Here is an 11,560-nt window from a genome sequence, read left to right as displayed (position 1 = left end):
AAAGCGCTCCTTCTCCTTCGAATTCATGCCGCCGCGCACCGAGGTCGGCGAGCAGAAACTCTGGGACGCCATCCGTCGGCTCGAACCGCTCGACAGGGTCTTGGTCATGCGCACCGAAACTAGCAACCCAAACTTGGAGGACTCTGGGTGAAATATGACTGGATCGTAAGAACGTCCGATCCGGTCGACACCCGGTTCGACAGGTGAATTCGACTGGTGGTTCGACAGGTGGTTCGACGCACGGTCGGGCGCGGGTCAGGCCACGATGCCCAGCTCGTGCGGGGTGTTGTTGAAGCGTCGGCCGCCGGCCGGGGTGACGGTCACGATGTCCTCGATCCGCACCCCGAACCGGCCGGGCAGGTAGATCCCCGGCTCGATCGAGAAGCACATGCCCGGCACCAGCGGCCGTTCCTCGCCCTCGACCAGGTACGGAGGTTCGTGCGTGGTGGTGCCGATGCCGTGGCCGGTGCGGTGGATGAAGTACTCGCCGTACCCGCCCTCGGTGATCACCCGACGGGCGATCCGGTCGATCTCCTGGCAGGCTACCCCGGGGCGCACCGCCTCGAAGGCGGTCTGCTGGGCCAGTCGGACCAGCTCGTGCACCTTGCGCACCTCGTCCGGAACGTCCGCGCCGACATGCACCGTCCGGGTGGTGTCGGAACCGTAGCCGTCCTTGAGACCACCGAAGTCCAGCACCACGGTGTCACCCGTACGGATGACCCGGTCACCGGCCTCGTGGTGCGGGTTGGCGCCGTTCGGCCCCGAGCCGACCACGGTGAAGTCGACCTGGCTGTGCCCGTACTGGATGAGCAGCGCGCCGAGGTCGGCGGCCACGTCGGTCTCCCGGCGGCCGGCGAACTCGACCTCCAGGATGCCCCGGTAGGCGGCGTCCGCCGCGCCGCCGGCGGCGGCCAGGCGGTCCAGCTCCTCGGTGTCCTTGACGGCGCGCAGCATCGGCAGGCAGTCGGTGAGCGAGATGAAGGAGACGCCGGGCAGCGCGGCCTGGAGGCCGAGCAGGTGCAGCGCCCAGGTGTTGTCGGAGACGCCGTACCGTCCGGCCGGGTCGAGCAGCGGGCCGACGGTGGCGAACGGGTCCTCGCCGTCGGACCAGTCGAGCAGCCCGACGGCCGGGGCGCCGACCGCCTTCTCGGCATCCGGGCGCTCCAACTTGGGCACCACCAGAGCGGGTTCGCTTCCGGCGGTGAGGACGAGGGCGGTCAGCCGCTCGGTGATCGCGGTGGGCGAGTAGCCGCACAGGTAGGCCAGGTCGGGACCGGGCGCGACGACCAGGCCGGCCAGACCGGCGGCGGTCGCCTCGGCGGTGGCCCGGGACATCCGGGCGGTGTGGTCCTCGACGGTGAAGGGGTGGGGCACGGCGGTTCCTCCTCGGGGGCCGGACGGGCGCTGCTGGGACTCCATCGCGTCAACTCCATCACGTCCTCGTCGAGTTGGTGAAGCTCTCGGGGAGGAACCGGCGCGATCCGGACGGCGATGCGGATCGCTCTCCGGGCGGCGATCCGGTGGGTGCTCCGGTACCGGGGCGAGGCGTGGGCGGGTGCGGCGGGTCCGCGGCCCGCCCCGGGAAGCCCTCGGGGGCGGGCGTTACCCGGCCAGTTCACCCGGTTGCCGGGCCCGCCGCATGCGGCGGACGGCCGTGCGGGTGAGCGGCGGCCGACCCGGGGCGTCAGTCCTGCCGGTCGGCCGACTCGGCCGAATCGGTGGACTTGGTGGATTCAGCGGATGCGGCGGACTCGGCAGCGGGCCACACGGCGCGCCGCAGCGTGCGGCTCGCGGTCGCGGCCAGCAGGGCGGCGGCGAGCAGGGCGCTGATCCCGACCAGCGCGGTGGCGGGGGAGGAGCGGTCCAGCAGCAGGCCGGTGACGAAGCTCCCGGCGGGCATGCCGGCGGTGAGCAGCGTCATGGTCGCCGCGATCACCCGGCCGCGCAGCGCGTCCGGCACCTGACGGAAGACCAGCAGGTCGAGCATCACCCGCAGGGTCGGCACGCCCGCGCCGAACACGAACAGCGCGGCGAAGACGGTCGGCGCCCCGCCGGGCAGCAGTGGCGCCAGCGGGACCGGTACGGCGCTCCAGGCCACCGCCAGCAGCAGCACGCCGGGGCCCGCCAGCCGGTGCAGCCGGGCGACCAGGGCGGTGCCGGCCAGCGCCCCGACCGCCTCGCCGGCCAGGGCCAGGCCGATCCCGGTGCCGCTGGTGCCGTGCTCGCGCAACAGCACCATGACGGGCAGCAGCAGGGAGGCCCCGGCGAGATTGATCACCAGCAGGACGGCCAGGGCGGTCCGCAGCAGCGGGGAGGCGGCGAGGACGCGGAAGCCCGCCAGGGCGCTGTTCCCGGTGGACCGGTCGGCATCCCCGGACTCGTGCGGGCTGGGGAAGCGCACCGCGACGGCGGCGGTCACCGCGAGCAGGGAGGCGAGCGCGGCGCCGAGGAAGGGGACCGCGTGGCCGAGCCCGAACAGGAATCCGGCCAGTGGCGGTCCCGCCAGCGAGGCGCCGCTCATCCGGGCCTCGTCCTGGGCCAGGGCCTGGGAGAGCTGCTCCGGCGGGACCACCGAGCGCAGCGCGAGCAGCCGGACCGGGCCGCTGTAGGCGATCGTCGCGCCGATCACGGCGCCGACCAGCAGCAGGTGGGCCAGGTTCGGCGGGCCGAACGCCAGGGCCGCCGGGACGCTGGCGAGGGCGAGCAGCCGGGCGCTGTCGGCGGCGATCAGCACCCGGCGGCGGTTCACCCGGTCGGCCACCACGCCGCCGTGGACGCCCAGCAGCAGGGTGGCGGCCATCTGCACGGCGCCGAAGGCTCCGGCGGAGGTGGAGGAGCCGGTGAGCGCGAGGACCAGCAGGGGGAAGGCGGTGTCGCCGATCACCATGCCGAGGGTCGCGGAGGCCTGGCCGGCCCAGAGGGCCTGGAACCGCAGGTTGCGCCGCAGCGGTACGAGCGGCGGCGGTGCGGGCGACGAGGGCGCGGACGGGGAAGGCACGGGCGGCGAGGGCGCGGACGGCGGGGCGTCGGCCGGTCCGGGGTGCTCCATCGCCGCTGTCGTCGTCGGTTGGTCCGTCATGTCCCGCCCCCATCGTTCGCGATTGCCGCAATCATTCACGTCTGCATGAATGATGTCGTAGGCGTCATTGGTTTCGCAAGGGTGATTGATGGCTCGGTGGTGAGCGCTCACCGGGGCGTGATTGCGAACGGAGCGGCCGATCTGGAAGGGTGGCCCCGTGGTCGAGCACACACCGGAGGCCGCCGACAGCGGCGAGCAGCAGCCCGTCACCTGGGTCAAGGAACGCCAGGTGTCCGACGTCGCGGTGCTCAAGGCCCTGGCCGACCCGCTGCGCCTGGCCATCCTCGGCGCGCTGCAGTCCTCCGAGGACCGTCCGCTGACGGCCAAGGAGCTCGCCGCCACGCTCGACGAGCCGCAGACCAAGCTCTACCGGCACATCAAGCAGTTGGAGAAGGCCGGGCTGGTCCTGGTGGCCGGCACCCGGCTGGTCTCGGGCATCGTGGAGAGCCGCTACCGGGTCGCCCAGGGGGCGATCCGGCTGGCCCCGGAGATGTTCACCGCCGACTCCCCGGCCCGCTCCGAGGCGTACGAGGCCGTCGTGGCCGCGATGGACCGGGTGCGGTCCGACTTCCGCGCCAGGATCGCCGAAGGCCGGCTGGACTTCGGCCGGCCGCCCGGTGGTTCGGGCCCGCCGTCCGGGCTGTTCGCGGACTTCGCGCTGCGGCTCAGCCCGGACCGGCTGGACCGGCTGCGATCCCAACTTGCCGAAATCTTCGACGAACTGAACGAAGAAGGGCCGAGTGCGGCCGAGGATGCGCTGGATGTGACCGTCTTTACCCTGCTCTACGGTCTCCGACCGGGCACGGAATCATAAATTCCGGGTCGTCTGTCGGTGCGGTGGGACACCATGTCCGGCATGTCCTACGAACTCCAGGCGCTGATAGGAACACGGGAGCTGCTGACGGTGGCGGCGGCGGAGGTTTCGACGGCCCGGGTGGTGCCGTTGGCGCAGGGGCTGGCCCTGATCCCGGTCACCTCCGCCGTCCTCACCGCGCTCCAGGGAGACGGCGTCCTGCGCAGGCCCGGCGGCGGGGCCGGGCCCGGCCGGCACGCGGACGGCTTCGAACTCCGGCTGGCCGCCTGGTCGAAGGCCGGGCCGATCGCCCGCGTCGAGGCGCGGTACTTCGGTGGCGGCGGCACCCAGCGCGCGGCCGTCTGGGCGGACGGCGCGGTCACCCTCGGCCCGCTCACCATCGGCGAATTCGAGCCCGCCCCGGCCGAGGGCACCCCGATCTCCCGCGCCCTGCGGCGGATCGGCGCCCGCACCGAGGAGGGCCGGGCGGACGAGTTCGAGTCGGTCGGCCTGGGCCGGCACCGCACCACCGGCGGCTGGGCGGAGCCGGCCGACTGACCCCGCCGCCGCCCGTGCTCGTTCCCGCGCCCGTGCCCGTGCCCGTGCCCGTGCCCGTGCTCGTGCGGTCAGTGCGGGGTGGGGGATTCGGCCTGCCAGCGCCGGCCGATGGAGCGCAGGAGGGCCGGGTAGACGCCGAGGTACCGGAAGGGCTTGATGGCGGCCATGTAGAGGTGGCCGAGGAGCCCGTTGGGCTTGACCAGGACGGCCATCTGGGCGCGGTACGTGCCGCTGCCGGGAGCGGTCTCGACCCAGCCGAGGTGGAGGATGCCGTGGACGGTGCGGTTGGCCGTCTCGGCGGTCCACTCGTCGTGGAGCAGGTAGACGGAGCGGAACGGCGCGGAGCGGGTGTCGGGGCCGCGCGGGGCGTCCCGGAGATCGGCGGGGAGGCGGTCGCGGAGGGTGGGGACGCGGGTGCCGAGGCCGGCGTCGGGCTTGTCCCAGCCGAGCAGGGCGCCGAGCTTCCAGCGGGCCGCGAAGAGGAGGCGGACGACGGGGGAGGCGGACATCGGGGCGCCGGTGCCGTTGGCGAACTGGGCGACCAGGCGGGCGAGGTCGTCGGGGCCGCCGGGGGTCGGCAGGGCCCACACGTCCTCCAGGCGGAAGTCGGGGGCGATCTCGTGGATCCGCCACGGGCGGGAGGTGTGTGCCGTGCGGGGGAGTCTCATCTGCGTGCCCCTGTCTGTACGGTGCCGTATAGAGCCAGGCTAGACCCGTGTGTACGGTGGCGTATGCACAAGGGTGTGAGCGTGAGGAGCGACACAGTGGAACGAGACGCGGCGAGGGGCCCGGCATGGGCGTGACGCGGACGCCGCGCGCCCGGTGGATCGAGGAGGGGCTGCGGGCGCTCGCGGCCGGCGGCCCGGAGGCGGTGCGCGTCGAGCCGCTCGCCCAGGCGCTCGGAGTCACCAAGGGCGGCTTCTACGGGTACTTCCGCAACCGGGGCGCGCTGCTCGACGAGATGCTCGACACCTGGGAGCGGGAGGTCACCGAGGGTGTGATCGCCCAGGTCGAGGACGAGGGCGGCGACGCCCGGACCCGGCTCGGGCGGCTCTTCGCGATCGCCGCCACCAGCGGCGACGGGCCCGTGACCGGCACCACCGTCGACCTGGCGATCCGCGACTGGGCGCGGCGCGACGAAGCGGTCGCCGAACGCCTGCGCCGCGTGGACAACCGCCGGATGGCCTACCTGCGTTCGCTCTACGCGTCGTTCTGCCCCGACCCGGACGACGTCGAGGTCCGCAGCCTGATCAGCTTCTCGCTCCGGATCGGCCACCACCTCGTCGCCGTCGACCACGAGGGCCGCAGCCGCGCCGAGGTGATGGAACTGACCCGCGATTGGCTCCTGCGCTAGAGCCTGTCTCCGGCCGGTCGGGCACGCGGAAAGCGGGCACGGAAAGCGGCGCACGGAAAACGGGGGCGCGGCACCGAAGAAGGTCCGGTGCCGCGCCCCCGTCGTGTCCCGCAGCCGCTCGGAGCCTGCGTCGCCGCAGGCCGGGGCCGGTGCTAGCGGTAGTTCACGTACTGGAGCGCGAAGTCCAGGTCCTTGCCCTTGAGCAGGGCCTGCACGGCCTGGAGGTCGTCGCGGCTCTTCGAGCTGACGCGCAGCTCGTCGCCCTGGACCTGTGCCTTGACGCCCTTCGGGCCCTCGTCACGGATGATCTTCGCGACCTTCTTCGCGTCCTCCGTGGTGATGCCCTCCTTGACGTTGGCGAAGATCTTGTACTCCTTGCCGGACAGCTGCGGCTCGCCGGCGTCCAGAGCCTTCAGCGACAGGCCGCGCTTGATGAACTTGGTCTGCAGGACGTCGAGGATGGCGCGCACGCGCTCCTCGCCGTTCGCCTTCATCTCGATCTTCTCGGCGGTGCGGCTGATCTCGCCGCCGACGCCCTTGAAGTCGAAGCGCGTCGCGATCTCACGGGAGGTCTGGTTGATCGCGTTGTCGACCTCCTGCCACTCGACCTTCGAGACGATGTCGAAACTGGAGTCGGCCATGGGTGTTGGTCTCCTTGATGCTCTGGCTTCACTGGCACGGCCCGCCCTCGCGGGCGTCCGGAGTCCCAGCCTATCCAGCGCCACACCGGCCCCGCCCGTACCGCCCGCCCGTGGTTCCTTGATCATCGCGTGATCTATCGAGTGGCGGAGCACCCCCCGGCATCGGGTATGGTTTACCAAGTCGAACGGGGTGAACACCCCGGGAAACGAAGATCCTGGCTGGTTGCCCGAGCGGCCAAAGGGAGCAGACTGTAAATCTGTCGCGCAAGCTACGCAGGTTCGAACCCTGCACCAGCCACAGGATAGAGAAGGGCCCATGACCTGCGGAAACGCAGATCACGGGCCCTTTTTCGTTTAGTTGGTCGACTGGTGGCACGGTGCCCCGTTTGAGTGGCTTGTCTCACTTTGCGCCACCTGAATCCCGGTGCTGACCAGCGCGTACGGACCAGCTACGGACCAGGATCCGGTGCCGGCGGTGCCGGACGGTTCCTGTTGAGCCGCTTCGAGATCAGCTCGTTCGCGTACTCGACGGTGCCGTGGAGGCACTTCGCGTAGACCCGCAGCAGGACGGCCACGCTGTGCCCCGCCCGCCGGGCGACCTCCGTCGGGTCGACCCCGGAGTTCAGCCCGAGCGAGATCCCGGCGTGCCGCAGGTCGTACGGGCGCTTGCCGAGCTTCGTCGCGCACTCGGCCGGCGACAGCACCTCGGCCCGGGCCCGCTGCCAGACGACCCCATAGCCGCTCTCCTGCACCATCCCGCCCCGGGACGTCCGGAAAAGCCGCCCGTCGGACGCCGCCCCGAACGCGGCGACGTGCTCCCGCAGGATCGCCACCAGCTCGGGCGGGATAGGAACGCGGCGGGTCGCCTTCTCGGCCCGGTGCTTCAGGCCGCGCTTGTCGTGCGAGGCCCCGTCGTCCGTCCAGGACGACCCGACCCGCGGCCGGGTCTCGTCCAGGACCATGTAGCCCCACCCCTCGACCGGGAGGTGGCAGCGCGCGAGCGTGAGGAAGACGGCCTCGGCCGGCCGCAGCCAGCCGTAGTAGAGGCAGGCGAAGAAGGCCCGGAGGTGGGCCCCGCGCTTCCCCTGACGTCCGGCCGCCTCGATCAGCGCCGCCGCCTGGTCCTCGTTGACCACGACGCCGGGGTCGACCTCCTCCTCGGCCTCCGGCGGCTGCCACTGGACGGTCGGGAGCGGGTTCGCGGCCAGGTAGCCCTCCTCCACGGCGTAGCCGAAGAGGTGACCGAGGATGCGGCGCTTGCGCAGGATGACCGACGGCGCGGCCTTCTTGCCGTCGAGCTTCACCGCGAGGGCGTTCAGCAGGCGGCGCACCATCGGCGGCTCCTCGAAGGCGGAGACCAGCACGGACTGCTTCTGCACCCACGCCAGGGCCTTGGCCCAGTCCGCCGGCGGCTCCTCCTCCCACTGGTTCACGTTGAACGCCCAGCTGTAGAGCGCCCGGCGAACGATCCGCTTGTCCGGCATGCCGGCCTTCGACTTCACCAGCTCGAACGTGACCGTGGCGAGGGCATCGGCCCACGTTGTGCGGGTCTTGGCAGGAGCCCCCTCCCAACGGGCCGCGACGTACCGGCGGCCGAGCTCGTACCAGGTGATCTGCTTCTCCTTGCGGAGCTCGGAGAGCGGCAGGCCGCGGTCGACGTCGAACGGCTGCCCGTCGCGGAGGGCGGAGATCAGCTCGGACTTCCGGCCGTCGGCCGCGGTCTTTGTCAGGAAGGACTCGGAGAACTCCCGCCCGGCGACGGTCCAGCGGACCATCCATGGGGCCCGCCGGTCCGGGCGGTGTCGGTGGTCCCAGAATTTGACCTTGTACGAGGTGGCCATCAGGCGGCCACCTCGCAGGTGGCGAGCCAGGCGTCCAGGTCGGCCCGGTCGACCCGGACCTGGCCGTTCGGGAGCTTGATGAGGCGCGGCGCCTGGCCCCGGGCGCGCATCCGGTAGAAGGCGGCACGGGACATGCCGAGTTCGGCGAGCACGACGGGGAGCTTGAGCAGTTCGCGCTTGGGCATGGCGAAGTCTCCTGCTGTGGGTACGGAGGGTGGCTTCGGGGTGTTGCGAGCCCTCTCGCGGGCGGCGGCGGAGGGCGGAAGGCGTCAGGCATGTCAGGGGAACTCGCTGACCTGCCGATACGGCTCCTGGTCGGGCGTCAGAGGTTGTCAGGGCTGTCAGGGGATCTCGGATATCCCTGACAGCCCTGACGTTCCCTGACGGGCCGTCCGACGGCGTACGCGCTGGTCAGAGCTTTGCCCTGACATCCCTGACGGTTACGTGATCGGGTCCGCGTTCGTGGGGGCGCTCAGCGCCGGGTGGACACGGTAGGTGACAGCCTGGGGTCGTCCGCGCTGGTTGCTCGCCGGGGGCTGGTCGGTGCGGAGCCAGCCGTGCTGTTCGAGGAGGGCGAGGGCGGGTTCGACGTCGGCGACCTTCTTGAACCGCCGGGACGACGCGACGGCGTCGTGGGCCTTGATGTGGGTGCGGTGGGTGCCGTCCTTCTTCGGTCGCTGGAACCACTGGAGGAGGGCGTGGGCGTCCTCGGTGGCGGGGTCGGCGGCGATGAGGTCGAAGACGGCGAGGGTGTGGGCGGTGTAGTACTCGGCGATCTCGGCGGCGCGGTCGACGGTGGCGGCCTCGACGGGCGCGCGCCAGTCGCCGCCGACGTGGTCGGCGAGGTGGAGGAGGACGGCGATGCGGGCGATGTGGCCGACGAGCTTGCCGGCCCAGTCCTTGATGTGGGCGAGCGGCTCGTCCGGGCGGAGCTGGACCTCGAACTTCTCCTGGAGCTTCTCGACGGCGAGGTCGGCGGCCTCGGTCATCTTCACGGTGACCGGCTCGTCCAAGGCGGTGAGGGCGCGCAGGAGCGCGGAGAGGCGGACGTCGTAGGTGGTGGCGACCGGCTCGGGGATCGGGGTGGTGCGGATCTTGCGGTAGCCGAGGTTGGAGGGCGGGAGGGAGTACAGGAAGCGGGCGAGCAGGCCGCGGTCGCGGGCTCCGGGTGCGGCGCCGAGCTCCTGGAGGACGGCGGGCTGCGGGGTGACGCCGATGGTGAGCGCGGGCTTGTCGACGGTGGGCTGCTCGCGGGTGATCCGGTCGGCCTGGAGCCGCTCGCCCTTGTGGGCCTGGAGGAAGACGCCGAGGTTGGGCTTGCTGCTGTAGCGGCCGACGATGCTGTCGAACAGGTCGCCCTCGGGGGAGAGCGCGGCCAGGCAGCGGTGGACGCCGAGCTGGTGGGTGACGGTCTCGGGGGTGATGTCCCCGGACAGGGTCAGCCGCGGGCTCGGCGGGACGACGATCTCGTCGGCCAGCATCCGGGCGCCGGAGATCTCGGCGACCAGGTGGGCGCGGTCGAGGTCGGGGTTCTTGCGGGCCTTGGCCATCAGGGCCTCGACCTCGGCCAGCGCGGTCTCCTTGGCGGTCTCGGCCTCGATGATCCGGGGCCGGGCCTCGGCCCGCAGCTCGTCCTCGATCCGGTAGACGGGGCCGGTCATGAACGCGAACACGTCGGACTTGCGGCTGGCCGGGGGCATCGCGCACACGAGGTAGAGGTTCGACTGCTCGCGCCAGCCGGGCCGGATCTCCACGCCTACCCGTCCGCCGGCGGCGGTGGACAGCGCGGCCAGGGACATGGTGGCGGCCATGTCGGGCGGGGTCTGGGTGAACTCCGCCACCGCCTCCACGTACGCACCGACCCACGCGGGCAGGGTGCGGACGGGGAAGGTGGGCAGTGCTCCGTGGGAGCCGAGCGGGACGGGGTCGAGCCAGGTCTCGCCGGAGGCGAGGTCCGCCAGGGCGGCGAGCGCGGCGGTGCGGACGGCGTCGAGGTCGGCCTGGTCGTCGCCGGCCATGTGGGCCAGGCGGCTGGTGGCGGTGTTGATGCGGCGCCGCTCGGCGGCCACGCGCACGATTTCGGCGTAGTACTCGCCGTTCGCGGCGGTCGGGGTCGCCTGGATGCAGGTGTGCAGGTAGCTGGGCCCGCCGACGCGGGCCAGGTCACCCTGGCCGCGCAGGACTTCGGCCAGCAGCATCGGGTCGACCGGCCGCTCGCCGCTGGCCGCCATGCGGGTGATGGCGCGCCAGATCGTCTCGTGCGCGAGGTGGTAGAACGCGCTCGGGTCGCCGAGCTGGGCGGCGAGCGCGGGGATCTGGGCGGGGTCGAGCAGGGCGGCGCCGATGACGGCCTGCTCGGCGGCCTTGACCTCGGCGGGCTCGGGCCGGAACGGGATCACGTTCGGCCCGTACTCGCTGGTCAACGAGCTGATGGCCGGGCCGCTCACCGGACACCGCCGAGCAGGCCGGCGACGAGCGGGGCCAGGTTCCGGTTGGCGTGCCCGGCGAGCGCCGCGACCACCGTCTTGGCCTCGCCGGTGAGCGTGCGGCCGGGCCGGGCCACGGTGGGAGTGACGAGGATGCACTCCGGGACCGGGAGGAGCACGGTGGCGGTCACCAGGACGGCGGGGCGGTCGGTGCGCTCCGGGCCGACCAGCACGGGCCACGCCTCGCCGGGGCGGGACCACGGGGCGCACTCCCAGTCCAACGGGCGGCCGGTGAGGCGGTGCGCGAGTGCGCTGTGCCGCAGGCCGACCTTCGCGCAGAACTGGGCGCCGCCCTCGTGGTCGACGTACACCTCGACCCGGTCGAGGTCCGGGCGCACGACCGCGTACCCCGGGGCCATGACCGGGCTGGTGGCGGTGCGCCACGCGGCGGCGGCGAACTCGACCGGCCGGAGCGGCTCGCCGTCCTCGTGGAAGTCGTGGGCGTGGTGGGCGATGTAGGCGCCGTAGCGGGATCGGCCGTCGCTGGCGCTCTCCCGGTCGGCGGTGTCGTCGAGGATGACGAGCGTGGAGTGGTCGAACTGGGGCATGCTGGTCCCATCTCTGTGAAGGGGATGCACAGCCCCGCACCGGCCGTCTGTCTTGGCGGATCGTCGGTTGGTGCGGGGCTTCGTGCTGTGTGGATCACGCGGCGTTGGCGCGGCCGACGATGATCGTTCGGGCGGGGTTCTCGGGGTCGGCGCGCATGACGAACCCCTCTCGGGTGGACCACTGCTGGGCGTTGTTGTGGTTGTTGTTGTTGCTCTGACCTGCGACAACAACGCCGTCAGGGGCACTCTTGGAGGGGGAG

General features: G+C 72.3%; 12 protein-coding genes and 1 tRNA gene. 5 read left to right on the top strand and 8 right to left on the bottom strand.

Annotation, left to right across the window (positions count from 1 at the left end):
- A partial coding sequence (locus ACIQOV_RS09165) for a methylenetetrahydrofolate reductase (protein ID WP_401046625.1) occupies positions 1–151 on the top strand: 151 nt, incomplete at its 5' end.
- Positions 152–255: 104 nt separating this feature from the next.
- Here ACIQOV_RS09165 and ACIQOV_RS09160 read toward each other — a convergent pair.
- Both ACIQOV_RS09160 and ACIQOV_RS09155 read right to left on the bottom strand, forming a co-directional pair.
- Positions 256–1,419, bottom strand: a complete 1,164-nt coding sequence (locus tag ACIQOV_RS09160) for a M24 family metallopeptidase (protein ID WP_401046622.1) — start codon at positions 1,417–1,419, stop codon at positions 256–258.
- A 265-nt stretch (positions 1,420–1,684) separates the two neighbouring features.
- Entirely contained in the window at positions 1,685–3,079 is a 1,395-nt protein-coding gene (locus ACIQOV_RS09155) for an MFS transporter (RefSeq protein ID WP_401046620.1), read from the bottom strand.
- A gap of 157 nt (positions 3,080–3,236) precedes the next feature.
- Between ACIQOV_RS09155 and ACIQOV_RS09150 the strand changes: the two genes are divergently transcribed.
- Positions 3,237–3,893: a helix-turn-helix domain-containing protein gene (locus ACIQOV_RS09150; protein WP_359897566.1), complete on the top strand. Its 657-nt coding sequence runs from the start codon at positions 3,237–3,239 to the stop codon at positions 3,891–3,893.
- Between the two features lie 42 nt (positions 3,894–3,935).
- Positions 3,936–4,430, top strand: coding sequence for a hypothetical protein (locus tag ACIQOV_RS09145; RefSeq protein WP_401046617.1), 495 nt, complete (start codon positions 3,936–3,938; stop codon positions 4,428–4,430).
- A gap of 68 nt (positions 4,431–4,498) precedes the next feature.
- Here ACIQOV_RS09145 and ACIQOV_RS09140 read toward each other — a convergent pair whose 3' ends face one another.
- Positions 4,499–5,098, bottom strand: coding sequence for a DUF2867 domain-containing protein (locus ACIQOV_RS09140; RefSeq protein ID WP_401046614.1), 600 nt, complete (start codon positions 5,096–5,098; stop codon positions 4,499–4,501).
- Positions 5,099–5,223: 125 nt separating this feature from the next.
- Here ACIQOV_RS09140 and ACIQOV_RS09135 point away from each other — a divergent pair, with 125 nt between their 5' ends.
- Entirely contained in the window at positions 5,224–5,784 is a 561-nt protein-coding gene (locus ACIQOV_RS09135; protein WP_401046611.1) for a TetR/AcrR family transcriptional regulator, read from the top strand.
- Between the two features lie 152 nt (positions 5,785–5,936).
- Here ACIQOV_RS09135 and ACIQOV_RS09130 read toward each other — a convergent pair whose 3' ends face one another.
- A complete protein-coding gene (locus tag ACIQOV_RS09130; protein WP_359897561.1) occupies positions 5,937–6,425 on the bottom strand; it encodes a YajQ family cyclic di-GMP-binding protein in 489 nt (162 codons plus the stop codon).
- Between the two features lie 217 nt (positions 6,426–6,642).
- Between ACIQOV_RS09130 and ACIQOV_RS09125 the strand changes: the two genes are divergently transcribed.
- Positions 6,643–6,723: transfer RNA gene (locus tag ACIQOV_RS09125), tRNA-Tyr, on the top strand.
- A gap of 151 nt (positions 6,724–6,874) precedes the next feature.
- On the opposite strand, the gene ACIQOV_RS09120 is transcribed toward ACIQOV_RS09125, so the two are convergent.
- The 4 genes from ACIQOV_RS09120 to ACIQOV_RS09105 all read right to left on the bottom strand — a co-directional run bounded on the left by ACIQOV_RS09120 (position 6,875) and on the right by ACIQOV_RS09105 (position 11,300).
- Complete coding sequence (locus tag ACIQOV_RS09120; RefSeq protein WP_401046609.1) at positions 6,875–8,266, bottom strand: tyrosine-type recombinase/integrase; 1,392 nt, start codon at positions 8,264–8,266, stop codon at positions 6,875–6,877.
- Entirely contained in the window at positions 8,266–8,451 is a 186-nt protein-coding gene (locus tag ACIQOV_RS09115) for a helix-turn-helix transcriptional regulator (protein ID WP_401046607.1), read from the bottom strand. Before ACIQOV_RS09115 ends, ACIQOV_RS09120 begins: the two co-directional genes overlap by 1 nt.
- Positions 8,452–8,706: 255 nt before the next feature.
- Entirely contained in the window at positions 8,707–10,689 is a 1,983-nt protein-coding gene (locus ACIQOV_RS09110; protein ID WP_401046604.1) for a DUF3987 domain-containing protein, read from the bottom strand.
- A 20-nt stretch (positions 10,690–10,709) separates the two neighbouring features.
- Positions 10,710–11,300, bottom strand: a complete 591-nt coding sequence (locus tag ACIQOV_RS09105) for a hypothetical protein (RefSeq protein ID WP_401046602.1) — start codon at positions 11,298–11,300, stop codon at positions 10,710–10,712.
- Between the last annotated feature and the right edge of the window lie 260 nt (positions 11,301–11,560).

The sequence above is a fragment of the Kitasatospora sp. NPDC091257 genome (assembly GCF_044757675.1).
GTDB lineage: Bacteria > Actinomycetota > Actinomycetes > Streptomycetales > Streptomycetaceae > Kitasatospora > Kitasatospora lactacystinica.
The sequence above is the reverse complement of the archived record's forward strand: the minus strand, read 5'-3'. Positions and strand labels throughout refer to the sequence as shown.

Bases quoted from the DNA above. Each gene is read 5' to 3' on its own strand.
- ACIQOV_RS09160 (WP_401046622.1), bottom strand. From the start codon at position 1,419: ATGGAGTCCCAGCAGCGCCCGTCCGGCCCCCGAGGAGGAACCGCCGTG.
- ACIQOV_RS09155 (WP_401046620.1), bottom strand. From the start codon at position 3,079: ATGACGGACCAACCGACGACGACAGCGGCGATGGAGCACCCCGGACCG.
- ACIQOV_RS09145 (WP_401046617.1), top strand. From the start codon at position 3,936: ATGTCCTACGAACTCCAGGCGCTGATAGGAACACGGGAGCTGCTGACG.
- ACIQOV_RS09140 (WP_401046614.1), bottom strand. From the start codon at position 5,098: ATGAGACTCCCCCGCACGGCACACACCTCCCGCCCGTGGCGGATCCAC.
- ACIQOV_RS09135 (WP_401046611.1), top strand. From the start codon at position 5,224: ATGGGCGTGACGCGGACGCCGCGCGCCCGGTGGATCGAGGAGGGGCTG.
- ACIQOV_RS09130 (WP_359897561.1), bottom strand. From the start codon at position 6,425: ATGGCCGACTCCAGTTTCGACATCGTCTCGAAGGTCGAGTGGCAGGAG.
- ACIQOV_RS09120 (WP_401046609.1), bottom strand. From the start codon at position 8,266: ATGGCCACCTCGTACAAGGTCAAATTCTGGGACCACCGACACCGCCCG.
- ACIQOV_RS09115 (WP_401046607.1), bottom strand. From the start codon at position 8,451: ATGCCCAAGCGCGAACTGCTCAAGCTCCCCGTCGTGCTCGCCGAACTC.
- ACIQOV_RS09105 (WP_401046602.1), bottom strand. From the start codon at position 11,300: ATGCCCCAGTTCGACCACTCCACGCTCGTCATCCTCGACGACACCGCC.